General features: G+C 42.9%; 24 protein-coding genes and 1 tRNA gene. 11 read left to right on the top strand and 14 right to left on the bottom strand.

Translation table 11 applies throughout. The features are described from left to right. The first annotated feature begins 899 nt into the window (after positions 1 to 899). Both VB775_RS09465 and VB775_RS09460 read left to right on the top strand, forming a co-directional pair. Positions 900 to 2108: an acetate/propionate family kinase gene (locus VB775_RS09465; RefSeq protein ID WP_281006697.1), complete on the top strand. Its 1209-nt coding sequence runs from the start codon at positions 900 to 902 to the stop codon at positions 2106 to 2108. A 170-nt stretch (positions 2109 to 2278) separates the two neighbouring features. Next, positions 2279 to 2818, top strand: coding sequence for a Uma2 family endonuclease (locus VB775_RS09460; protein ID WP_281006698.1), 540 nt, complete (start codon positions 2279 to 2281; stop codon positions 2816 to 2818). Positions 2819 to 2849: 31 nt separating this feature from the next. Here VB775_RS09460 and VB775_RS09455 read toward each other — a convergent pair whose 3' ends face one another. The 9 genes from VB775_RS09455 to VB775_RS09415 form a co-directional block, all read right to left on the bottom strand. Next, the gene (locus VB775_RS09455; protein ID WP_281006699.1) at positions 2850 to 3200 is read right to left on the bottom strand and encodes a translation initiation factor; all 351 of its coding nucleotides are present in this window, start codon (positions 3198 to 3200) and stop codon (positions 2850 to 2852) included. After that, positions 3176 to 3775 (bottom strand): hypothetical protein, encoded by a 600-nt coding sequence (locus tag VB775_RS09450; RefSeq protein ID WP_281006700.1) that lies wholly within the window; start codon positions 3773 to 3775, stop codon positions 3176 to 3178. Before VB775_RS09450 ends, VB775_RS09455 begins: the two co-directional genes overlap by 25 nt. A gap of 187 nt (positions 3776 to 3962) precedes the next feature. Further along, on the bottom strand, positions 3963 to 4598 hold the full coding sequence (gene tsf / locus VB775_RS09445; protein ID WP_281006701.1) for a translation elongation factor Ts: 636 nt from the start codon (positions 4596 to 4598) through the stop codon (positions 3963 to 3965). A gap of 473 nt (positions 4599 to 5071) precedes the next feature. After that, on the bottom strand, positions 5072 to 6112 hold the full coding sequence (gene csaB, locus VB775_RS09440; RefSeq protein ID WP_281006702.1) for a polysaccharide pyruvyl transferase CsaB: 1041 nt from the start codon (positions 6110 to 6112) through the stop codon (positions 5072 to 5074). 49 nt (positions 6113 to 6161) lie between these two features. Then, positions 6162 to 6338 carry a hypothetical protein gene (locus tag VB775_RS09435; protein ID WP_281006703.1) on the bottom strand — a complete coding sequence of 59 codons (177 nt, stop codon included), beginning with the start codon at positions 6336 to 6338 and terminating at the stop codon, positions 6162 to 6164. After that, positions 6331 to 6846: a hypothetical protein gene (locus VB775_RS09430; protein ID WP_323216743.1), complete on the bottom strand. Its 516-nt coding sequence runs from the start codon at positions 6844 to 6846 to the stop codon at positions 6331 to 6333. The genes VB775_RS09435 and VB775_RS09430 overlap by 8 nt, the downstream gene beginning before the upstream one ends. Before the next feature lie 316 nt (positions 6847 to 7162). Beyond that, positions 7163 to 7510 carry an FHA domain-containing protein gene (locus tag VB775_RS09425; protein WP_281006705.1) on the bottom strand — a complete coding sequence of 116 codons (348 nt, stop codon included), beginning with the start codon at positions 7508 to 7510 and terminating at the stop codon, positions 7163 to 7165. 222 nt (positions 7511 to 7732) lie between these two features. After that, positions 7733 to 8113 (bottom strand): FHA domain-containing protein, encoded by a 381-nt coding sequence (locus VB775_RS09420; RefSeq protein ID WP_281006706.1) that lies wholly within the window; start codon positions 8111 to 8113, stop codon positions 7733 to 7735. 125 nt (positions 8114 to 8238) lie between these two features. Further along, on the bottom strand, positions 8239 to 8361 hold the full coding sequence (locus VB775_RS09415) for a hypothetical protein (RefSeq protein WP_281006707.1): 123 nt from the start codon (positions 8359 to 8361) through the stop codon (positions 8239 to 8241). A gap of 38 nt (positions 8362 to 8399) precedes the next feature. On the opposite strand from VB775_RS09415, the gene prfB reads away from it, so the two are divergent. The 6 genes from prfB (at position 8400) to VB775_RS09385 (ending at position 15722) form a co-directional block, all read left to right on the top strand. Continuing rightward, positions 8400 to 9507, top strand: a protein-coding gene (gene prfB, locus VB775_RS09410; RefSeq protein ID WP_281006708.1) for a peptide chain release factor 2 whose coding sequence is annotated in 2 segments (ribosomal slippage) — positions 8400 to 8471 and positions 8473 to 9507 — 1107 coding nt in all. Because the reading frame shifts where the segments join, the coding sequence is not laid out codon by codon here. Between the two features lie 136 nt (positions 9508 to 9643). Continuing rightward, positions 9644 to 10246, top strand: a complete 603-nt coding sequence (locus VB775_RS09405; RefSeq protein ID WP_281006709.1) for a DUF4168 domain-containing protein — start codon at positions 9644 to 9646, stop codon at positions 10244 to 10246. Positions 10247 to 10576: 330 nt separating this feature from the next. After that, entirely contained in the window at positions 10577 to 11686 is a 1110-nt protein-coding gene (gene pilM / locus VB775_RS09400) for a type IV pilus biogenesis protein PilM (protein ID WP_281006710.1), read from the top strand. A 9-nt stretch (positions 11687 to 11695) separates the two neighbouring features. Beyond that, positions 11696 to 12403, top strand: coding sequence for a PilN domain-containing protein (locus VB775_RS09395; protein WP_281006711.1), 708 nt, complete (start codon positions 11696 to 11698; stop codon positions 12401 to 12403). 1 nt (position 12404) lies between these two features. Beyond that, entirely contained in the window at positions 12405 to 13154 is a 750-nt protein-coding gene (locus VB775_RS09390; protein WP_281006712.1) for a hypothetical protein, read from the top strand. 237 nt (positions 13155 to 13391) lie between these two features. After that, positions 13392 to 15722 (top strand): secretin N-terminal domain-containing protein, encoded by a 2331-nt coding sequence (locus VB775_RS09385; protein ID WP_281006713.1) that lies wholly within the window; start codon positions 13392 to 13394, stop codon positions 15720 to 15722. 272 nt (positions 15723 to 15994) lie between these two features. Here VB775_RS09385 and VB775_RS09380 read toward each other — a convergent pair whose 3' ends face one another. Then, the gene (locus VB775_RS09380) at positions 15995 to 16438 is read right to left on the bottom strand and encodes a DUF29 domain-containing protein (RefSeq protein ID WP_281006714.1); all 444 of its coding nucleotides are present in this window, start codon (positions 16436 to 16438) and stop codon (positions 15995 to 15997) included. Positions 16439 to 16556: 118 nt separating this feature from the next. Here VB775_RS09380 and VB775_RS09375 point away from each other — a divergent pair. Together VB775_RS09375 and VB775_RS09370 are read left to right on the top strand one after the other, a co-directional pair. Continuing rightward, positions 16557 to 16628 (top strand) — tRNA-Thr (locus tag VB775_RS09375). Between the two features lie 39 nt (positions 16629 to 16667). Further along, positions 16668 to 17843, top strand: coding sequence for an RNA-guided endonuclease InsQ/TnpB family protein (locus VB775_RS09370; protein WP_281006715.1), 1176 nt, complete (start codon positions 16668 to 16670; stop codon positions 17841 to 17843). Positions 17844 to 17940: 97 nt separating this feature from the next. On the opposite strand, the gene VB775_RS09365 is transcribed toward VB775_RS09370, so the two are convergent. Next, entirely contained in the window at positions 17941 to 19230 is a 1290-nt protein-coding gene (locus VB775_RS09365) for a tetratricopeptide repeat protein (protein WP_281006716.1), read from the bottom strand. Positions 19231 to 19312: 82 nt separating this feature from the next. Between VB775_RS09365 and VB775_RS09360 the strand changes: the two genes are divergently transcribed. Further along, on the top strand, positions 19313 to 19612 hold the full coding sequence (locus tag VB775_RS09360; RefSeq protein ID WP_281006717.1) for a hypothetical protein: 300 nt from the start codon (positions 19313 to 19315) through the stop codon (positions 19610 to 19612). A 204-nt stretch (positions 19613 to 19816) separates the two neighbouring features. Here the strand turns inward: VB775_RS09360 and hisG are convergent, their stop codons facing one another. From hisG to VB775_RS09345, 3 genes are all read right to left on the bottom strand, one after another. Beyond that, positions 19817 to 20449 carry an ATP phosphoribosyltransferase gene (hisG, locus tag VB775_RS09355; protein ID WP_281006718.1) on the bottom strand — a complete coding sequence of 211 codons (633 nt, stop codon included), beginning with the start codon at positions 20447 to 20449 and terminating at the stop codon, positions 19817 to 19819. Between the two features lie 94 nt (positions 20450 to 20543). Beyond that, positions 20544 to 21101: a Uma2 family endonuclease gene (locus VB775_RS09350; RefSeq protein ID WP_281006719.1), complete on the bottom strand. Its 558-nt coding sequence runs from the start codon at positions 21099 to 21101 to the stop codon at positions 20544 to 20546. 57 nt (positions 21102 to 21158) lie between these two features. Further along, positions 21159 to 21932 carry a Uma2 family endonuclease gene (locus VB775_RS09345; RefSeq protein ID WP_281006720.1) on the bottom strand — a complete coding sequence of 258 codons (774 nt, stop codon included), beginning with the start codon at positions 21930 to 21932 and terminating at the stop codon, positions 21159 to 21161. Between the last annotated feature and the right edge of the window lie 190 nt (positions 21933 to 22122).

The following is a 22122-nucleotide window of genomic DNA, read 5'->3' as shown; positions in this document are numbered from 1 at the left end:
TTCAGGATGCTATTTCTTCATGTATTGAGAACGCTCATATTAACCATAAAAAAGAACTGCTATCGCTACTCACTCTCCGTTTCCAAAATCTCAAAAAAGCTCAGATTATACCCGTTTAAAGTATAGCTCATCGTCTTTGAGAAATCTTGCCGACAAGTCCTATATATTGATATGTATCGATATATAAATTATAGAAGCAATAGTTATGTAAACCCAATTTCGTTATGATTTCTACACATGACTTTTTGACTCTAGATGAAAACAAACCACAAAGCAGAAATCCACCATGAGGCATAACTTCATCGAAATCATCAAAGTCCAAAAGTGTGCGATCGCGCAAAATGACTATAAGTACTTGTGCAAAATAAATTACAAAGCAAAACCCGTAAAGTTGCGCCCCTTCGGGGCGCAACTTTACGGGTTTTGCTTTGTAATTTATTTTGCCTAGCTACTTGCAAAAGCGATCACTAGCCAGATCATTTCGTCTAGTCTAACGATAGACTGCAATTATTACAGCGCATTGCGCTCAAACCCAAACCAAGAGATGTTTTGAAATTGTTGCATTGCAACAATTTCAAAACATCTCTTGTGGTTCGTTTGATCGGCAATTGCTGTATTACACCAACAGGACGCGCCATAGTGAATGCTTTAGACTGTAATACCAATTCACAAAAGTGTCGCCATACTTTTGTGCTTTAAAAACCCTGACTGAGTTTTTAAAGCACAAAACAGCTATGCCGTTTTGTGCTTTGGTATAACGTGATTGCTCAATTAACATTTGGATTACAGATATCCTCCTTTACGACCAAAGAATTAATAGCGCGGCGCACCACTAATTCTTTGGTCGTAAAGGGGTAGCCATTAACCGACATCCACCAATAGGAGATTCCGATTGAGTTATGAAGATATTAGTTCTGAATGCAGGATCGAGTAGCCAAAAAAGTTGTCTGTACGATTTAGACGGTGCTTTGCCTGATATCCCACCTGAACCAATTTGGGAAGCGAGTATCGACTGGACACACCACGAAGGATTTGCTGAAATCAAGGTTAAACCAAAACATGGCAAAGTTCTCGAAGAGGAAATTGCCGCAACTTCTCGATCTGAGATTATTACGCATATGCTGGAAACCCTGTGGAGTGGGGAAGATCCAGTTCTCAAAAGCCCTTCAGAAGTCGATATTATCGGGCATCGAGTCGTGCATGGTGGCGCAGAATATCGTCAAAGTACGATCATTAATGATGAGGTGAAAGAAGCGATCGCTAAATTAGCTATCTTTGCACCAGTACATAATCCCGCCAATTTGGAAGGGATTATCGCTGCCGAAAAAGTGTTTGGGAATGTTCCGCAAGTTGCTGTGTTTGACACTGCTTTTCATGCTCATTTAGCTCCTGCCGCCTATACTTACGCAATCCCTACGAAATATACAGAGCAAGGGATTCGCCGTTATGGTTTTCATGGTATTAGTCACCAATATTGCCGCGATCGCGCCGCAAGTATTCTCAATCGCAAAGCCGAAGATTTACGCTTAATCACCTGTCATTTAGGCAATGGATGTTCATTAGCTGCCATTCGGAATGGACAGAGTATTGATACGACGATGGGATTTACTCCCCTTGAAGGTTTGGTAATGGGTAGCCGCTCTGGTTCCATTGACGCAGGGATTCTCATCCATTTATTACGCCAGCCTGACATGGATGTGGAGAAACTAGATCGCATCCTCAATCGTGAATCTGGGCTATTGGGTATTTCAGGAATGTCTGCGGATTTTCGCCCAGTTCTCAAGGCGATCGCTGAAGGTAATCAGCAAGCGCAACTAGCCTTTGATGTCTATATGCATAGCCTGCGATCGCATATCGGCTCAATGCTCGCAAGTCTCGGTGGATTAGATGTCCTAGTATTCACCGCAGGCGTTGGCGAAAATGCTCCTTTAGTTAGGGAGAGAGCTTGTGCAGGATTTGAGTTTTTAGGACTGAAACTGGATTTAGATAAGAACGATCAGAGGTTGATGGACGTAGATATTGCAATGCCTGAATCATTGGTAAGAGTTTTAGTGATTCACACCCAAGAAGATTGGGAAATTGCCCGTGAATGTTGGCATCTAAAGTAAAGGCAATGCCTTTTGTGAAAGCCACCTTGCTTCACATTTAAGTAGTACAAAGAAACTTTTGAAAGTGCAGCAAAGCTGCACTTTCAAAAGTTTTTTTGGGTTTTCATACAGCGCTTTGCGCTGTATGGATGTGATAAAGTTGAGATTATTAGTCTTGAGATAAGTGGCTTATGGTTCTAGCAGCCCTTCATCCAGTAACTTTAGATGAGTTTTCTCAACTCCCCAATATTGAAGAATCCCCAGCGTGGGAATTTCTTAACGGTCAAGTTCTGCAAAAGCCGATGCCTACCTTTTACCACAGCCTTTTGCAAAAGTATTTAGTTAGAGCGATCGACAATGCCAATAGCTCCTATGAAGCTTTTCCAGAACTGCGCTGTATCTTGAGCAAAAATTCTATTGTGCCAGATATAACCATCATTCATCAAAGTCGCATCCCATCCAGTAATGAGCCAATTCAAGGCGCTCCAGACTGGCTAATTGAGATTCTCTCGACTGACCAAAGCACAACCAAACTAATCTCAAAAATTCAAGCTTGTTTGGCGGAAGGATCAAAACTTGGTTGGTTAATTGATAGCCAAGAACAAGTAATCATGATTTTTCGCCCGAATCAGCCCCTCAAACTTGTTAGCGGCGAACATCCTCTGACTTTTTTAGATGAGATGTCATTACAACTAACGGCAAACCAAGTTTTTGGGTGCTTACAACGGTAAATAGAAAAGAGGTCGCATTGCGACCTCTTTTTTATTTACCGCTTATTTTGGCTTTGTAACCTAAACCCAGCAAGATTTGCAAAATTTTCTGACTGCAATCGCCTTGAATTTCGATCGCTTGCTCCTTGCATGTACCACCCGTCCCGCATTGATTTTTTAACTGCTTAGTCAGTTTTGCCAAATTCTCGGTCGTCGTCTGAAAACCTGTGACCTCAGTTACCGTCTTGCCACCTTTGCCCCGCCTTGTTACTTGAATGCGCGGATTTTGTTGCTGTGGTGGCAGATCGATTTCTTTTTGCTCAGAATCGTCTTCTTCAGGTGTGCCGAACTCACGGTAAACTACACGATTTTTGGTCATTATTCCACCCATGCCGATCGCCATGCTAATTCTGCTTCCGCGATCGTCTTTTGTTGATATTTCTTTTCTAGCTCATTGTGCAAATGCGCTAGCCTTGCTGATAAAACTCGCATCTCGCCGCGATGGGACATAACTTTGCGATCAGTAAACTCAATTTCAGCGAGACGAATACTCATCTGCGTATTTTTATCATCTTTAGTCTTGTTTTCGTCAGGGTTTAAAACTTTATGCTCGACTAAGAGATGGTTCAGTGTCTCCATACTTTCATTGAGGAGCTTGCTGAGTAGAGTATCAAGATTTTCTTGATTGGTGCGACTGTCGCGATCGCATTCTTCGAGAGTTTTTTGCATCTGCTCACAAAGTGATGCGATTGTTTTGCGGAGAGCTTCTTGCAAGTTTTGGCGTGCTGATAGGGATAGCGCTAGAAATGCATCAGGGCATTTTTGGGTGCAAAACTTAAATACGGTCAGCAAAATTTGTTGCTGTACGGCTTGAGCGATCGCCTGAGAGTACTCAATATGAATAACATCGATACGACTGATCACATCAGCGATCGCCTGTTGGATATTGCGAATATCTTGATCAATACGCACCAGCATCGTAGTTCACACTATTTTTTCGTGTCAATATTAGGGGTATAGCGATCCTAAATGATTTGTAAGATCTTGGAGGTTTGTGAGAGTGCGCCCCTTCGGGGCGCACTCTCACAAACCATTTAGGATTGCTAATTATTTTGGGGTAGCGCGGCATCGCCGCGCTACCCCAAAATAATTATTTATGAGCAAATTATGCAGCGGGAGTTTCAGGGGTTGTCGAAGCAACTTCTTCGCCAACAACAAAGCGTACAAAGCGGCGAACCTTAACGTTTTCGCTGAGTTTAGTACCAGTTAGCTTAACCAACTCATCAACGGTAATGCTTTGATCTTTGATGTAAGGCTGATCGAGTAAGCACAATTCTTTCAAGCGCTTTTCGATGCGACCTAGTACAATCTTGTCGCGAATCGCGGCTGGTTTGCTAGCCAAGTCATCCTTACCTGCTTCGATTTGCTTTTCATTTTCTACAAAAGCCGCAGGAATATCGGCAACACTGACGTATTCGACGTTAGGGCAAGCAGCAATTTGCTTGGCTACGCTGTCAGCTAGTTCTTTGAGTTCTTCGCGACGCGCCACGAAGTCAGTTTCGCAGTTAACTTCGACTAGCACACCAATGCGGCTACCAAAGTGGATATAACTATGGACGATTCCTTCAGATGCAGCACGGCTTGCTTTTTTAACAGCAGAGGCTAGCCCCTTTTGTCTTAGGTATTCGGTTGCCTTGGTGAAATCGCCATTGGAGTCAACGAGGGCTGCTTTACAGTCTTTGATACCTGCGCCAGTTCTCGCACGTAATTCTTGAATTTGTTGGGTTGTAATGTCTGCCATATTAAGTAAGCTTGTTTTGGATTTCTAGGGCAACATTTCGAGGAGCTTAGAGTTTTGCTCGTTGCCGAAAATATCTCTAAAATGTTGTTTGCAGTACTCTAAGTTATCACAATTCCATGTACACAAGGTTTTCAAAATTTGGGGCGATCGCCAAATGTACTAATACATAAAACCCAAGAACTGAGTAGCGGCGCTCTGCGCCGCCAATCAATATTCTTGTTAGGACAAATCAAAACCCAAATAGTGTGAGGCGGCGCAAAGCGCCGCCTCACACTATTTGGGTTTGAGCTGGCTATAGCTATAACTAACTGCCCCCTAGCCCCCAATTCTGGGGGAACAAGAAAATAATATTTTTTCAAAGTCCCCCAATTTTGGGGGATTTAGGGGGCTTAGATAAATCGAAACGTAGGTAGAGAGACTTTTGTGTACAAGATTAACAAGAGTCGTCGCGAAGCGACGACTCTTGTTCGGGTTTAGGCTAAAATTTTTTGATGAATCAAAGCTTGCTGTTTAAATTGCTGCACCCGATCGCTTAATAACGGATCGCGATTTTCGAGATTATTAACCCAAATATCGGCAATTAACTGAGCATCTTCTGGCAAATCCCCTAATTCCCAACCAGAGGTTCCTAAATCTTTCATCAAATAAGAAACCTTCGGATCATAGCTAATTGCCGAACAATGACTACCCTCAGCCGCCGCCATAATCAATCCATGTAACCGCATCGCAATCGTCAAATCCACACCATTAAAAATTCCCTTGAGGCGGCGGGGATCTTTTTGGATAATGATTTGGCTATGATTTGGTAGTTTTTCATTGAGTGCATCACAAATTGCTTGGGCGATCGCCTTATCTTGAGATGGCTGAAAGGGAATTAGTAAAATGTGCGCCTCGGTTTGCATCTGTAACTTTTGCAAAGCCTCAGTAATCGTAGCAATGCGACAAGAAGTTAGCTCAGGATGCGATCGCAAAACTACCGCAACACGGATTTTCGATAAATCACGATCCATATTCACTGGAGTTGCCGACAAAGCCCATACAGGATCGGGCGCAACGATACTCGCAACTTGCCAGTCGGCTAATAATTGTGCTGATTGGGGATCGCGTACAGACACCGATGCACATCCCTGAAAAGCACGTCGGGCAATCCATTTACTCATTTTGCGTTTGAGTGGTCCCACACCTTGCGCCCAAGCGATCGTTTGTAGTCCCATCCCCTGCGCCAAGCCCATCAATCCTCCGTAATAAATCGGATTTCTGGCACTTGTGGCATCCTGCATCAAGCTACCGCCGCCCCAAATAAATAAATCCGATCGCTTTAGTTCATTGAGCAATGCAAATACTGAATAGCGATCGCTAGCTTCGACCTGATGCAAATTTTCGGTAGCTCTGGGACTAGCAGACAAGACAAGCGGTTGGACATCATTGGGCAGCATTTGCAACAATGTGGCAAGCAAAGCCTCATCGCCACCATTCCCCATTCCGTAATATCCACATAAAACCGCACGTCGCATACTGATCGTCCCAAATATTTTTTAGCGTTGCCGCAATTCTTACGGGATATCATTGTCGCGCATTTTCACCAACAAAAGCCAAAAGAAGAGTGGCGGCGCAAAGCGCCGCCACTCTTCTTTTGGCTTTTACCCCAAAACCAAGAAATCCTTTGAAAGTGTTGCGAAGCAACACTTTCAAAGGATTTCTTGGTTTTAGTTTGAGCGCAAAGCGCTGTAAATTAGGCAATTTCGATAAAAGTGGCACTCATGACTAGTGTTACACCAATTAATAACCAAATAATTGGCATGTATTCAGGACTGACAAAACTATTACCTAGCTGCATCAAGGCGATCGCCATACCTGTCATGCTGGCGAGCATGATCGCCCATAACCAATGCAAATGAACGCGACTAGAGCGTTTCTTAGATTTTTTTAAAGGTTTTGGGTACGCAGTTGATAGATAAACCTGAGTCTGTGGCGATCGCTTTGCCATCGGACGATGAGCAATAACTTGAGTTGCACCTAGGGATTTTGGGTGCTTTGGTAATATTTTGTGGGGGATTTGTTGAGTAATATTTTGTGTAAATCTTGACTTTAGCTGTCTGCGTTTTTGGTAGATGCGTTTTTCAATTTTCTTGAGTCGAAACCAAAATATTAACAACAGCGTAATTGCGATTGAGCCTATAGCGATCGCTAACTTGGCTAAAAAAAGCAGCAAGTCTATGTTTTCTTGAAGGGATAAAACAATTGCCATATATGCTGCAATCAAGCCAAATTGCGGATGTATTTCACAACATTGTTTCATCTCACCCTAAAACTCACGAACTAGAAATCGTCAGCAAAAGTGTCATCAAAAACATGACAAATAAACGCAGAGCAGTGTTTATTTGCTGTAAAAAAGTAAAAGGGCGCTTTGCGCCCTTTTACTTAGAATCTATTTAAAAAGTTTTGATATCCCTAATTCCCCTTAAAAAGGGGGACTTTTTTAATCTTTTCCCCCCTTTCGTAAGGGGGGCTAGGGGGGATCAATTAGTATTTTTAGCGAAAGTCAAGACTTTTCAAACAGGCTCTTAAGTTTGGCTGCTCAAATAAGTCAATTCCACATTTGGGGCAAGCGTAATCACATCACCATTACGCAAATCATAGGAAGAGGCAACCTTCATATGATGATTAATAATTACGCCATTGACACTGGGCTTTCCAGAAAGATCGCCATCAATAATTCGATATAAATAGCGCCCTCCCTCCCCAGGTACACGCAGCAACACGGCATGTTGACGAGAAACAAACCGCGAATAAAGCTGAATATCATTATTCACATCCCGCCCAATCGTATACTTTAAGCCATCAAGTGCGAGTTTTCTACTACCTCTCGCATCTGTGATTAATAGCGTGTGACTAACGTGTATTTCGCTCATTAGCTCACCAAAAAAAGAAGTAGATGTGGCTTACCAGCGAAAAGTATATGCTACTGGTAGGCATTTGGTTTAATCTCGCTCTACTTTACTCTACAAACGGATTGAATTATAGAGTTTTTCTCAAAAGTTCGCGAATCTCTGCAATTTGTGGAGCATCTGTGCAGTTACAAAATGTACATTCAATGAGTTTATTAAAACCTAGTCTTTAAGTTGCCCTATTTTTTAAATTAACTTCGGCGCAAGATACAGAATATGAACATCAGGCGCAAAAGTGACAATATCACCGTCTTGCAGATCGTAGGAAGAAACTTTGTGGATCGCGTTTAAGACAATCCCATTTTTACTGAGTTTACCAGAAGCACTACCATCAATAATCCGATAAGTATCAAGGCGATCGCGATGATGTACCTTTCGTAAGATGGCGTGATATCGCGAGACAAAATCGGAGTCAAGATGCACGGTATTATCAGTTTCACGACCGATTGTATATTGACTAGCAACTAGCTTGATCTTGCGAGTTCCACTGTTGTCAGTTACTACCAACATGTGGTCAGAGGAAAGATTGACACTGATTTCAGACTCTTCATGTGTTGTAGTTGACATATTTTTATTGTTACTCTTATTTTATTCGTTTAACTTAATCTGTAGTTAACGGCGAAAGCAAGCTCCTTTAGCAGCAATTCTCATTATAAAAATCGGTTTTTTGAAAGTCCGCCAACGGCGGGCTTTCAAAAAACCGATTTTGGTAGTTTCAGCGCCTTTGGCTCTGGAACTACCAAAATCAGCTTCATACTGAGAATTGCTGCATCTTTAAGAATGACGGTAAAACGCTTACCTTGGTTGCTATACAATACTTAATTAAAAACTGCTATATCGGAGAAATATTTTAGTGGATGTTACGGAGATCGCACGCCAGACCCAGATTTTATCTCAGCGCCTGAGCATTGCTCAGGACTATCTTTGACGTACCTGCGATCGCTGCCAAAATTAGTGACCTAGAACAAACGGCTGCTCAGCCCGAATTTTGGGAAAATAGTGACCAAGCCCAAACAACAATGCGCGAGCTAGATGCGCTGAAATCTTACCTTGAAAAGTTCGATCGCTGGCATCAAACCATCGAAAATCTGGAGGCGATCGCGGAACTGCTAATCCTTGAGGATGATCCCTCTCTGGCGAATGAAGCCAAACAAAGCCTGACTCAAATGCTGCAAGAAATGGATCGCTGGGATCTAGAGCAATTGCTGTCAGGAACGTATGACAAATACGATGCGATTTTGACAATTAACGCGGGGGCTGGTGGTACTGACTCTCAAGACTGGACGGAAATGCTGCTACGGATGTATACCCGTTTTTGTGAGTCCCAAGGCTATAAAGTGGAGATTTCGGAAATTTCTGAAGGTGAAGAGGCGGGAATTAAGTCCGTAACTTTGCTAGTCCATGGACGTTATGCCTATGGCTATCTCGCGCCTGAGAAAGGTACTCATCGCCTTGTGCGGATTTCGCCTTTTAATGCCAATGACAAGCGCCAAACTAGTTTTGCTGGTGTGGAAGTAATGCCACTACTAGAAGAGGATATCGATCTCGATATTGATCCGAAAGAACTAGAAATCACGACAACCAGAGCAGGTGGTAAAGGTGGTCAAAACGTCAACAAGGTGGAAACGGCGGTGCGAATTACCCATTTGCCCACAGGAATTTCAGTACGCTGTACACAAGAGCGATCGCAATTACAAAATAAAGAAACTGCAATGCGCTTGCTGAAAGCTAAGTTACTGATTATCGCCCAAGAGCAACGCGCTCAGAAAATCGCCGATATTCGTGGAGATATGGTGGAAGCTGCTTGGGGTAACCAAATTCGCAACTATGTGTTTCATCCTTACCAATTAGTCAAGGATTTACGCACAGGTGAAGAAACTACAAATATTCAAAATGTTATGGATGGAGCGCTTGAGCCTTTCATTCAGTCATATTTGCGGCAACAAAATCAGCCTATTTGAGTCAATATTTTTAGATATGGGGACATGCGATTTAATAATTTGTTGTAACGGGGCTTAGCCTTGCTACAACAAATTATTAAATCGTAAAACCCTAAAAGATTACGTCCTTAGTATTTTTGACGATTGGCGATTTATTATGAATAATTGGTATCAGAGGCATTCGGTTTATTTCCAGCAATTAGCCTATAAACAAACCCAAAATCTAGGTTTAACATCGGATCAAAGTGATGTTAAGGATCATTTAAAAAAATATCTAGGTCAGGGGATAGGTTTAACTAGCCTATTTGGTCTATGCATGGTCATCGGCACAATTGTTGAGCCGATGATCAGTGGTAATCGCTTAGCTGTATTTGCTGAAACCTGTGTGAAACCATCATCTTTACAAAATTTTCTCAACAAAGTTACCTTGGGCGAAGACCATATCGATCGCTATGCCGCCGCCGCCAATGCGATCGAAAATAAACGTCTAGAAATTTTTAGAGCTGCTAAGAGTAACCCTAATTGGAGTGCCGTCGCTAGTCTTGCAGAATCGAAACAAACTAGGGTCTGCGATCTTGCGTCTCCCCCACAATTTTTGCAAGTGCTTTGTGATCAGCTACGCAGCTATAGTGAGGAAGAAATTTGTCGGCATGGATTTACGGCTAAAGAGTTTAATCAAATTACGCTAGAGCAGAAACAAAATCCACAACTGAGAAGCCTAATCCAAAGCAAGCAAATTCAACTAAGAGGCGGCAATTAAAAGCCATAAAAAACAAAAACGAGAAGCTATGCTTCTCGTTTTTGTTTTTTATATAGCAATGCAAGAGATAGCTAGGACAAGTGACTACAGCTATAGGCGCTGGCAAAACCAAAATCGGTTTCATAATGAGAATTTCTGGGAGATATATGTTTTGTTTGCTAAAACGTCCAAAATCGTCTATAAGAAACAAGGCAAAATCAGACATCTATGGCAATGGTGATGATTATTTTTTTCTTGTCCTATTGACAATGGTCACTTACAGTCTATAATCCCTCCATTGTTTAGTATGCCCAGTGCTACAAAAGCTACAAAACTCATAAAGACACGCTTATGTTCGGCTTAAAATTTGGCGGAAAGTCTAAGAAAGGCATCGGAATCGAAATCACTTCCGAGAAAGTAAACCTAGTTCAATTGCGCCGCAAGGGGCAATCTTCTTACAAGCTAGTGACGTATGGTAGCGTCGAGCTTCCTGAAGGCACTGTTGAAGAAGGACGCATTCTCGATCCTGTAGCGCTGGGAGAAGTTATTCGCAGTTTGCTAGCAGACAAAAAAATAAAAGTTAAGAAGGTTGCCACGGCTCTACCTGGTCGCGAGACAGTGAGTCGTCTGATTCGCCTACCTGCGGAAATTCCTGATTTAGAATTGCGCGAAATGGTTCTTAATCAAGAAGCTAGCCTCTACCTACCTTTTCCCCGTGAAGATGCTGATGTGGATTATCAAAAGCTGGGTACGGCTCTTGATGATGACGGTATCGAGCGAATAGAGATTCTGATGGTGGCTACACCTAAAGAGGTCACAGATAGCTATATGCAAGCTTTGGAAATAGCACAGCTACAGGTTGATGTTGTTGAAGTTAGTAGTTTTGCCCTCATTCGAGCCATGCACAATGAGCTAGCAAGATTTAGTACTTTAGCGGAAGCCGTAGCGATCGTGGATATTGAGTACGAAGCAACAGAAATTACTGTAACCGTCGATGGGGTTCCGCAATTTTCGCGAACATTCCCCATTGGCACTGCTCAAATCCAGAACGCTCAACTACGAGCCATCAATCTCCCCCCACGACGGACAACGGATATGGAGATGTTGAGTTCGACTGTTGTGCCTGTCCAGTCTATGGATACAGCAAGTCTCGCAGGTGGCGGAGGCACTCCAGGTGATGCGGCTATTATGCGAGTTGTTGGTGATCTATCCGATGAACTAAGACGCTCAATTGACTTCTATACTAGTCAGTCCCCTGGCTCTGATGTTGTGCAGTTACTGATTGCAGGTCCTGGTGCTTGTATTGGTCAATTAAATGAGTTCTTCAGCCAACGTCTTGGTATTGCTGCTATTGCAGTTGATCCACTTACTGCGGTTGGTGTCACTGTTGATGGTGACATTCCCATTGAGGAACGCATGGCAATGTCTGTTGCTCTAGGTCTAGGTTTGAGGGAGGTTTAAAAGGTTGTTATGTATACACTTGATATTAATTTTTTAAGCGATCGCATTGCGGATGAAGCACAATCAGCAGAACGTCCACCGATCGCTGATTCCCAGTTTTTAGTCTATGGTGGTGCGGCGGCTGTAGTTGCCTTTGCTATAGTTGGCGGCGCATTTTTGGTTCTAAACGCACAAAATGAGGGTATTCAACAGGAACTTTCAGCTTTAAGTGCTAGGGAGTCACAACTAAACAGTCAACTTGCAGCTTTGAATGCTCAAGAAAATGAATTGCAGGCGATTGTAGCTAGAACTGGAGAACTAGTAAATCTGTTTGTTGGTAATTTTCCTGTGAGTGCGATCGCTGATGACATCAGAAAACGTACTCCCATTACAGTTCAAGTAGAGGCGATCACCCAAGCATCAGTTGCCGCAACCGCTACGGAGCGTGCAACAACCACTATCTCTCTGACAGGCAAGGCAACTAGCTACAATGAACTAAATGACTTTCTATTGTTACTTAAAGCCTCGCCTTTACTAGAGGATAAGGACACAGTATTAGTCCAATCCGCTTTGCAGCCAGCAACTTCTGATAAAAACTTTAACTTGGTCAACTTCCAAATCCGCACAGCTATTACCTCAAAAAGTCCTGCGGAGATCTTGCCTGACCTCCAAAAGACAGGATCTGATGGGTTAGTTACCAGAGTCAATCTATTAAAGCAACAGGGAGTAATCAAATAAAATGGCAAACGTTGGAGCTGCTTCAGGAATTGAAGAAATTGGAGGTGGTGTAACTCTATTTGGTGTCACCTTTACTTCAAAGATTTTAGGTATCTTGATCGGAGTTGGTGGCGTTGGTCTAGCGGCTTATGTGGCTAGTACCTCTGTAATGCCAATCTGGGAATCAGTGCAGTCTGGTCAACAAAACATTGCCGATACAAAGACTAAAGTTACGACATTGGAAGGGCAAGTGGCAAGCAAAGGCAACATTGCTCAAAGAATTGAGGAGGCAAATCAGCAGAATAAATTTGTTCTATCACTTTTGCCAAATGTAGATAACATTGATACGCTAATCCGCGATATTCAAGAGCAAATTCCCAAAACAATTGTGATTGCTCTACCTCCAGATTTTTCCTATGAATTAGCAGGAACTCTAAGGACTTTCCAACCCACTGCACCAGTTGTAGGAACACAGTATAATACCTACTCTTTTACGGTTGGGTTTGATGGCAAGTTTGAAGATGTGTTGAATACAATTCAGAGGATTGAGCGATTAAGACCTTTGCTAATTGTCAAAGATTTAAAACTAACTAAGAAGGCTTTACCAACTACTACTTTTAAGTTTTCACGCCCGATCGCGGCTGGCAAAGAAAAAGAAATTTTGGATAGCTTACCGCCATTAATTGGAGCAGATTTTACTCTGCAAGCTTTTGTTCCAAAAACTGAGGAGGAGCTTAAGGCTGCTGCTGCTGCTGCCGCGCCACCAAAATAAATATCGACAAGGGGCTTAAGCCCCTTGCTAATGTACTGATTGCTGATTGTCTTAACTTACAGACATATTATTTTTTTGATTTGAAATTGACAAAGTATGGTATAATCTCGCACCATAATCGCGTCAATTCTGTCTTGGTTATGTCGTTCTTTTAATTAGGACATGTTCAAGTTTCTACAGATTTACTACTAAAGATTAAGTGTATTGAGTTCCGTAAGGGACAAGAGGAGTGTAATTATGAATGCCAAATTGAATGATAGGTTGAATGCGAATTTGAATGGTAAGTCTTTGGCTTGCTGGTTTCTGATTGCTGCGACTTGCCCACAGGTTTTGGCGATCTCGCCTAGTCACGCTCAAAATGCTACCCAAAGCCCTATTTCTGCGAATCAAACTGATGTGGTGGCGGTAGCGAGTCGGATTACTGACATCAATGCAGATGTGGCAGGCGATCGCCTCAACCTCACTTTAAACTTTGCTAGTAGCGATCGTCCTCAGGTCACCTATACCAAGCAAGGCAAGGCATGGGTGGCTCTACTTAACGGCGCTCAGTTGCAGTTAGGTAATGGTAATGCTAGTTATGCGAAGGCGAATCCTGCACCAGGAATTACGGCGATCGAGGCGACTCAGTATGCGGCGAATAAGGTGCAAATTCGGGTTACGACTAATAACCCAGAACTGCTGAAGGATTTGATCAAGCGTCAAGATACTGCTGATAGCCTCGTATTTAGCCTAGAGATGCAACCCTCAGTAGCACAAGCTAGTACGATCTCTGCGGCTAATTCCTCTGAAGCTGGAGTCATTAATAATAGTCAAAATGCTTCTAATTCTGATCGAGTTTTAATTGCTCAAAACACCACTAGCTCTTCTGTTGGTCAGCCATTATTTGAGCCGAAGGTGACGATCACGAATCCTGATGGAAAGACTCGTGTTGCTCAAAGCACTGCTCCCAATAGACCATTGCCACCTGTTGCAAACCCTGTAACTCCACAATTGCCAGGCCGTGTACCTGGTGTCGTCCCACCTTTCCGCCAAATCAGGACTCCTCCTGTTGGTGATATTGCCACAACTTCTTCTAAGCTTCGGGCTGATATTATTGAGCTTGGTACGGCGGAACGTGTTCCAAGAATTACTTTGCGTGATGCTCCTGCGATCGAGGTTCTGACTTTGATTGGCCGTGTGGCTGGTTTAAGTGTAGTTTCAGCAGAGGCTCCTGTAGAGCCTGGGGCTGCCGCTGCTCCCGCAGCAACGACTGGTGGAACAACAGGACTTAAACAGCCAGTTAGTCTTTCGATTGAGAATGAAACTGCTCAGGATGTCTTCAATAATGTATTGAGAATCACTGGACTGGAAGCAAATCGCATTGGTCAGACCATCTTTGTGGCAACTAAACTTCCTGTAACACTGAAGAACTTAGTCAGCAAGAGTTATCGACTCAATCAAATAACGACTGGTGAAGCCTCAGCTTACTTGATTGGTTTAGGGGCTTCCCGTGTTGTCAGCCGTCAACGCCCTATTCCTGGTGTTCAGACAGCTACAATCGGTACTGCTGCTCAGGCAATCATCAATGTTACTACTGAAGCTGTTCCCACTTTAGAGACTGTTAGCATTACTCCTGAATCTGGAGCAACTCCATTACTAAAAGGTTTGCAGGTAATTGCCGAAGAACGTTCTAACTCTATAACTTTGGTCGGCTCACCTAAGCAAGTAGAGTATGCTGAAGCTCAACTTGCCAGACTTGATTTACGGAAGAGACAAGTTACTGTCAATGTGCGTGTTGTTGAAGTTGCTATCAATAATGGACAGACTGTGGGAGGTGGATTTACTACAACTGATGGAAATCCAACCATTACGCAAGGTCTCAGCATTGACAGTACTAATACCTTGGGAATTTCTCTTAGTAGTAATAATCCTATAACACTACCAACAGCATTCATTGCTTCGCTCACTGCATCAATTAGAAATGGAAGTGCTAAAGTAATCACTGATCCTAATCTAACCGTTCAAGAAGGTGAGACAGCAACGATTGCGTTGACAGATCAAGTTATCAATAACATCACTTCTACTGTTACTGCGGCAACTACACCTGGAACCGCTGCAACTACAACAACTACGGCAACTTTTGCTCAGGTTGGCTTAACTCTTGCTATTCAAATCGAGAGAATTGATGACAATGGATTTATCAATTTGTCGGTGTCTCCAAGAATATCTACACCTTTAAATGCTGTTCCTCTGACTTCCTCTGCGGGAACTAATTTTGTAGTTCCAATTTCTGAACGAGTCTTGAACTCTGGAAGAATTCGCTTACGCGATGCTCAAACATTGGTGTTGTCTGGAGTTATTCGTGATTCAGATTCAGAGTCGGTTCAGAAAGTTCCTATTCTTGGTGACATTCCAATTATTGGAGCTTTATTTAGAAGAACTGTCTCCAGCAATAGTCGGAGCGAAGTGATCATTATTGTTACTCCTCGCATTATTGATGACAGTCAGGATGCAACTTGGGGTTATACCTATCAACCAGGTCCAGAAACTCAGAAAGTTATGGACAGCAATCAACGCAAGGTTCAATAGACCTTCATATTTTCCTTCTTCATTTACACTCCCTTTTTCACAGCCTTGGAAATATTTCCAAGGCTGTTTTTATTTTTTGGAGGGGCTTAGCATTCCCGTCGCAATCCATAAATTTTCAGATCACCTTAATTCGGGAATGCTAAGCCCTAACCTCGCAACGCAGGGACAATTTGTCTGTGAGAGCGGAGAGGGCTTAGCATTTGCGGAGCAATGTTGCTGTGGTGGGTTTAAAAATTGTGGCGCAAATGCTAAGCCCCTACGGTTCTATTGTTTCAATCTTCAGGTAAATATTGAGGATTCAAAACATCCGATCGCTCAAATGGACAAATTTCTGGAAACACCAAAATATCCAGCCCTGTCTCCTGAGTCGCGATCAATCTCGCATCTTGATAGCATTCTGCAAACACATCTTCAAAATAAGGCTTAAGACTAGGACTCTTTTTGAAAGCTCTAGTTAAACGGAGAGAATGCTCAGTAATAGACGCTTTCCAGCTATTAGTTCTCTTTTGAGGTTGATATTTCCATTTGAGTAGATGCTGCAAAACCCTAATCAAATTACTTTCCAAAGCATCTTTGCGATTATTCCCCATATCTTCAACTTCTTCAGCAAGATTCTCCAAATCCAATTTCTCGATATCTCCTTTGCGTAATAGATTGACAGTTTCCGTCAGCCAAAGATTAAAGTCAGTTTCGTATAAAGCTTTTGCTGTATTCATAAAAAAAGTCAGTATATACTTGATCAGGCTACGAGCTATTTTAGCCCAATAAAAATATTTTTTCTGAGCTTGAAACAAATGTGCGCCGCTGTGTCATAATTACAAAGCGTTAAAAAATGCCCTCATGGCTCAGGGGTAGAGCATTCCCTTGGTAAGGGAAAGGTCGCGAGTTCAAATCTCGCTGAGGGCTTTATTTCATATACTAAATGTTTAGTAGGCAGATCTTGTAATGCTATTAGGGTTTAAAACAAAACTTAAACTCAATAACAAACAAAGAACTATGCTATCAAAACATGCTGGTGTAGCTCGTCATGCTTGGAATTGGGGACTAAGTGCGACAAGATTTATTCTTGATCACAACAAAAAAAATCCTGATAGCAAGATCAAATTTCCATCTGCCATTGACCTGCATAAATTACTAGTCAAACTAGTAAAGCCTGAATATACTTGGTACTACGAAATATCAAAGTGTGCGCCTCAGTATGCTTTAAGAGATCTACGCAATGCTTGGGACAGATGTTTTAAGCAAGTATCAAATCCGCCCAAATTTAAAAAGAAGGGACGGCATGATTCATTTACTCTCGATGGCATTATTAAAGTCAAAGGGGATAAGTGTATCCAAGTTCCCGTTATCGGAACATTACGAACCTATGAGCGATTGCCGCAAGTACCGATTAAAAATGTCACTATTAGCCGTCAAGCCGATAGTTGGTTTATTTCTTTCAAGATGAAGCTTGAGGAGCGCCCACAGATTCAAACTGATTGTCCTGTTGGTGTTGACCTTGGGTTACTTAGTTTTGCCAAATTGTCTACAGGCGAAACTATTGACGCACCAAGACCATTTAAGGCATTGCAAATCAAGTTAGCCAAACTCCAATGGCGAAATCGCAACAAACAAATTGGTTCTAATGATTGGCGCAAAGCTCAAATCAAGATTGCTAGACTTCATGCTCGCATTGCTAATATTCGCAAAGATTTCATTCACCAGTTCACTACAAAATTAGCTAAAAACCACAGCGAAATAGTGATTGAGGACTTGAATGTATCAGGAATGTTATCTAATCGCAAATTGTCTAAGGCGATCGCTGATAGCGGGTTTTATGAAACTAGTCGCCAATTAACCTATAAGACGAATCTCTATGGCAGTAAATTAATTGTTGCTGATCGTTGGTTTCCATCATCGAAGCTATGCCCTTGTTGTGGCAGAAAAAAGGATGTTTTGCTGTTATCAGAACGTGTTTATAGCTGTGAATGTGGCTGGACTTGCGACAGAGATTTTAATGCTGCCATCAATTTAGTACGGCTAGTTAAGTCGGATTTTATGCCTGTGGATAAGAAGGAGCCTTCTCCCTTAGTCGAAGCAGGAAGTAAACAGCAAATTATGGTTCAGTTTGCTCTGGGCTAAATTTGCATAGGTTTTATTTAACGGAAAGGTCACGGGTTCAATATTACTGTTTCTGAAACTATCACCTAAATAATTGCAGATATCGTTTTGTTTTTGGTTATTGCCGATCGCTTTCTAGATCGAAAACCACTTTCTGCCAATACCAAACTTCAGGCATGTTTGGTTTTTCTTGTTTGGCAATATCGATCAGACGCTGCGCGATCGCCATATTCCCGCCGACTAAACTAAGCAAACGCTGTTGTAATTCTAAACTTGGCATTTGCATCAAGTCTACAGTAGCCGCAGCATTGGCAAGTTGACGCTTCTGCTCTTTGGTTTGTTTTTCCAGTTCCGATTGCCAGAGATTGATGCGCGTGATGGCATACTGATAGCGATCCATGAGAGATTGGTTAAACCAAATATTTGCCGCCTGTTGGTAATCATCGATCGCCCCCTTGAGATCGCCAAAGTCATATCTTGCCTCGGCGCGATCGCAATAAAGTTGAGGATTTTGATTAGTGAGAGCTAGCGATCGCGAAAAATCCTCAATCGCGGTGCGATAGTCTTTGAGTTTGAGGTAGGCTTTAGCGCGATGGTTATAAATTTCACTATTGCTGGGATATTCGCGGAGTAACTCATTAAAATCAGCGATCGCTCCTTGAGCGTCCCCAATTTCTACCCGAATTTTGCCTCGACCGATGCGAACTTCTGGGTTTTGAGGCTCTAGAAACAACGCTTGATTAAGATCTTTGAGCGCACTTTGGGGATCGCCTAGTTTCCCCAAAACTAAGCCCCGCAAGCAAAATGCCTTCACATTTTTGGGTTCAATTTGTAAAAGCCAATTGAGATCGATCAGGGCATTTGTATAATCACTCTTGTCAATTTTTTGCTGCACATTTGCAAATAAATCTTCTGTTGATGGTGGTAATAAAGCTTCTAGCGGTTTATAGCTCTCGATGCAACGACGACAATTTTCTTCATCACGAAGTTCTAAAAATAAACTAGCAGCTTTTTTATAAGTAGCGATCGCCTTTTCGATTTGATTTTGTTGTTTGTAGGTCAAGCCTAGTAACTGATGGGCGATCGCCGATTTGGGGTTGATTTCTAGAGCTTGGGCAATGTCAGCCTGTGCGCCGCTAATATTCGCGATCGCTATATGAGTAATACTACGAGCAATATATACATCAATAGCATCAGGTTTGAGATGGAGCGCTTGGTCATAGTCGGCGATCGCCCCTTGGCGATCGCCCAAATCAAAGAGGATTAAACCACGCTGATAGTAGGCTTCTGCTAATTGAGAACTCGCGGCGATCGCGCAGCTAAAAGCCTGTATAGCGCCATAGCGATCGCCTGATTGTGCCTTTGCCAACCCCTGTTGATAGAAATCTTCATTAAAATCTTGTGTCATGGCTGTACTTGCTACTCAAGCTATAGCGATATGATAAATGAAACTCATACTTTTGCAGTGCGTCACTCGCGGAGTTAATCCGATGTCCAAAAAACCGAAAGAAAAACCGAAAGATATCAAGCACAAGATCGAGAAAACCCTGCATACGGTTGTTGATGTCGCTCAACAGCAGTATGACAAAAATTTTAAAAAAGCCCATAAAAATGTTGACAAACAGGTTGACTCAGTACGCGATCGCCTTGAGGAGTTTGATAGCTGGGCGGTGGAGTCGGTGAATGAGGCTTTAGAAAATGTCGAGAAGAAAATAGAGAAAAAAGTCTCTAAAACTGTCAGTCGCATCCAAAAAGCAGCGAGATCGGCATGGCAAAAATTATCCGATTAAGCAAAAAAGAAGCGTGAAACGCTTCTTTTTTGCTTAGGTACTGATGTTACGTGGAACTTAGATGATCAATCTCTTGCTGCTAGCACGACAGGGCAACCACGGGGGGATTGCCCCTACCCCAATAATTTAGATTTTGTAGGGGCTGTGCCACAGGGCAAGCCCTAGACTTAGATGATCGTAGAAATTCTATCCACGTAACATCAGTTAGGTAGGAACTTGGATTTGGCTCATCAGTTTGCTAAAGCGATCGCTATGGAGTCGATAGCTAAGCGGATGGGCAATCAATCGGGCTGTGCTTTGATATAAAACTTTAATTTCAATCAGTCCGTTATCCTTGAGGGTCTTGCCTGTCGAAACCAAGTCAACGATCGCTTCAGCCATCCCTGTAATTGGTCCAAGCTCAACGGAGCCGTACAGGGGAATAATTTCAACAGGTAAATCAATGCTGTCAAAGTAGGTCTGGGCGCATCCAACATATTTAGAGGCGATGCGGCTATGGGGTGGAAGATCTAAAGGCGATCGGTAGCGGCTCTCTCCTGAAACTGCGATCGACATCCGACATCCGCCGAAGCCTAAGTCTAGTAATTTAGCAACTTTTGGCGTTTTTTCACGCAAGACATCTTCGCCAACGATGCCCGCTTGGGCTTGTCCATATTCCACATATACAGGCACATCCTGCGCTCTGACTAGCAAAGCTCTAGCGGTTCCTGTGGGATCTAAGATTTGCAGTTGACGGTTTGCAGGATCAAGAAAAACACTAAAGTCAAGTCCCACGCCTTGGAGTAAGTGGATCGAGTCTTTTAATAGTGAGCCTTTGGGCAGTGCGAAGGTGAACATGGAATGGTTTGTAGAGCTTTGGTTATAGTCCATTCTATAGCTATACAGTCGCGACGCTTTGCGTCGCAATTCTACTTTGGGCTTTGCTTGAGTCTTAAAAACTGAGCCAATCAAAAATCTGTGTAACTGTCAAAGTTAAGTCAATGCCACTGAGAACTGGTACAGACTGCTCGACCGTGAACATTTGAATGCGGCGATCGCTAGATATGACAAAAATATTTTGTTCCTCAGGATCAAGCATCCATCCTAACTCTGTACCATTTTCGATGCAGTGCAATATATTTGCTAAAACCTTGTTGGGGCTTTGTCTTGGTGAGAGAATTTCAATTGTCCAATCAGGATAGGTCAAAATTTTATTGGCTATTTGTCCATCAGGATCACGGGGAATACGCTCCCAACGCAATACAGCAATATCAGGAACAATTGAAGCGCCGCCAAAGGTACAGCGTAACTCGGGTAACGCGATCGCAATCTTCTTTAATTTAACTACTTGATTAATAACTTCACAAAGCGTGCCTTGCAATAGGCTATGTTTACCCTGTGGCATTGGTTTTTGACTGATTTTGTTGTTGATAAATTCTGAGGCGGGTTTAGTCTCAGGTAGTTCTAGAAATGTTTCTAGGCTATGGAGTTTTGCTACTGTGATGACCATGTATTTTTACTTTTACCTTTTTACTTTTACCTTGTCTTGTCTTAAGGCTTAGTGTCCCTACAAACTGTCAGGATCTTCACCCAACTCTCTTAGGCGAGTCGCTAACCGCTCGGCTCGGAGCCTCTCTGATTCAGCCCTGAGTTTTTCTGTCTCAGCCCTGAGCCTTTCTGCCTCAGCCCGTTGAGCCTCAGTCTCCTCTGGTAATAACACTAATGCTCCCGATGCGTCATAAAAGCGCAACCAAGTTAAAGTCTCGCGGTCAATTGTCCCTTCCCAAGTACCTAGCCATAGACCCAAGGATTCACACCATAGCCAACCACGTTCATCTGGCGCGATCGCTTGATAGGAATCTCGGTGATGCCATCCTTGTAAAGAATTAGGCTCAAAGGGGTTATAAACAAAATAATCTTGCGTCCTAAATACGCGATCGTATAACTGTTTCTTTAGTCCCAGATCGACATTGGCTGTACTAGGAGACATCAGTTCGATAATTGTGTCTGGATAGCGTCCTTCTTCTTCCCAGACCACCCAGCCTAGGCGATCGCGCTGTCCATCCACATCCAAGACCACAAAAAAATCTGGTCCTCGGAAATCTCGATTTTTGACTTGGGTAGTGCTGTAATAGATGAACATGTTGCCACCCACATAAAAGTCGGTGGACTCACCTCGATATTGTTGGTATGAGCGAATCAAAACATTCATCGCCACCCGATGTTGATTAGTTTCCAATGGCTCTCCATCATCAAATATTAAGTCTGTGGGCGGCATGGGTGGAGTCCAGTCGTCCGTTTCTATGTCGTTAGTCATCTGTTGGGGAAGAGTGTTAACCATATTCGAGAGCCAACAAGAAGAGACAGTTCTAATACTCTAACATTGGAGCGCTTTTTGCTTTATAACTGATGTTACGTGGAACCCTCACCCCCCAGCCCCCTCTCCCATCAAGGGAGAGGGGGAGTAAGACTAATTTCTTGTTCCCCTCTCCCCTTTTGGGAGAGGGGCTAGGGGTGAGGGTCTTAGAAAC

The organism is Pseudanabaena sp. CCNP1317, assembly GCF_034931345.1.
Taxonomy (GTDB): domain Bacteria; phylum Cyanobacteriota; class Cyanobacteriia; order Pseudanabaenales; family Pseudanabaenaceae; genus Pseudanabaena; species Pseudanabaena galeata.
The sequence above is the reverse complement of the archived record's forward strand: the minus strand, read 5'-3'. Positions and strand labels throughout refer to the sequence as shown.

What these genes read in the sequence shown, in the direction of transcription:
- VB775_RS09465 (WP_281006697.1), top strand. Translation starts at nt 900, where the DNA reads ATGAAGATATTAGTTCTGAATGCAGGATCGAGTAGCCAAAAAAGTTGT.
- VB775_RS09460 (WP_281006698.1), top strand. Translation starts at nt 2,279, where the DNA reads ATGGTTCTAGCAGCCCTTCATCCAGTAACTTTAGATGAGTTTTCTCAA.
- VB775_RS09455 (WP_281006699.1), bottom strand. Translation starts at nt 3,200, where the DNA reads ATGGCGATCGGCATGGGTGGAATAATGACCAAAAATCGTGTAGTTTAC.
- VB775_RS09450 (WP_281006700.1), bottom strand. Translation starts at nt 3,775, where the DNA reads ATGCTGGTGCGTATTGATCAAGATATTCGCAATATCCAACAGGCGATC.
- tsf (WP_281006701.1), bottom strand. Translation starts at nt 4,598, where the DNA reads ATGGCAGACATTACAACCCAACAAATTCAAGAATTACGTGCGAGAACT.
- csaB (WP_281006702.1), bottom strand. Translation starts at nt 6,112, where the DNA reads ATGCGACGTGCGGTTTTATGTGGATATTACGGAATGGGGAATGGTGGC.
- VB775_RS09430 (WP_323216743.1), bottom strand. Translation starts at nt 6,846, where the DNA reads ATGGCAATTGTTTTATCCCTTCAAGAAAACATAGACTTGCTGCTTTTT.
- VB775_RS09425 (WP_281006705.1), bottom strand. Translation starts at nt 7,510, where the DNA reads ATGAGCGAAATACACGTTAGTCACACGCTATTAATCACAGATGCGAGA.
- VB775_RS09420 (WP_281006706.1), bottom strand. Translation starts at nt 8,113, where the DNA reads ATGTCAACTACAACACATGAAGAGTCTGAAATCAGTGTCAATCTTTCC.
- VB775_RS09405 (WP_281006709.1), top strand. Translation starts at nt 9,644, where the DNA reads ATGAATAATTGGTATCAGAGGCATTCGGTTTATTTCCAGCAATTAGCC.
- pilM (WP_281006710.1), top strand. Translation starts at nt 10,577, where the DNA reads ATGTTCGGCTTAAAATTTGGCGGAAAGTCTAAGAAAGGCATCGGAATC.
- VB775_RS09395 (WP_281006711.1), top strand. Translation starts at nt 11,696, where the DNA reads ATGTATACACTTGATATTAATTTTTTAAGCGATCGCATTGCGGATGAA.
- VB775_RS09390 (WP_281006712.1), top strand. Translation starts at nt 12,405, where the DNA reads ATGGCAAACGTTGGAGCTGCTTCAGGAATTGAAGAAATTGGAGGTGGT.
- VB775_RS09385 (WP_281006713.1), top strand. Translation starts at nt 13,392, where the DNA reads ATGAATGCCAAATTGAATGATAGGTTGAATGCGAATTTGAATGGTAAG.
- VB775_RS09380 (WP_281006714.1), bottom strand. Translation starts at nt 16,438, where the DNA reads ATGAATACAGCAAAAGCTTTATACGAAACTGACTTTAATCTTTGGCTG.
- VB775_RS09370 (WP_281006715.1), top strand. Translation starts at nt 16,668, where the DNA reads ATGCTATTAGGGTTTAAAACAAAACTTAAACTCAATAACAAACAAAGA.
- VB775_RS09365 (WP_281006716.1), bottom strand. Translation starts at nt 19,230, where the DNA reads ATGACACAAGATTTTAATGAAGATTTCTATCAACAGGGGTTGGCAAAG.
- VB775_RS09360 (WP_281006717.1), top strand. Translation starts at nt 19,313, where the DNA reads ATGTCCAAAAAACCGAAAGAAAAACCGAAAGATATCAAGCACAAGATC.
- hisG (WP_281006718.1), bottom strand. Translation starts at nt 20,449, where the DNA reads ATGTTCACCTTCGCACTGCCCAAAGGCTCACTATTAAAAGACTCGATC.
- VB775_RS09350 (WP_281006719.1), bottom strand. Translation starts at nt 21,101, where the DNA reads ATGGTCATCACAGTAGCAAAACTCCATAGCCTAGAAACATTTCTAGAA.
- VB775_RS09345 (WP_281006720.1), bottom strand. Translation starts at nt 21,932, where the DNA reads ATGGTTAACACTCTTCCCCAACAGATGACTAACGACATAGAAACGGAC.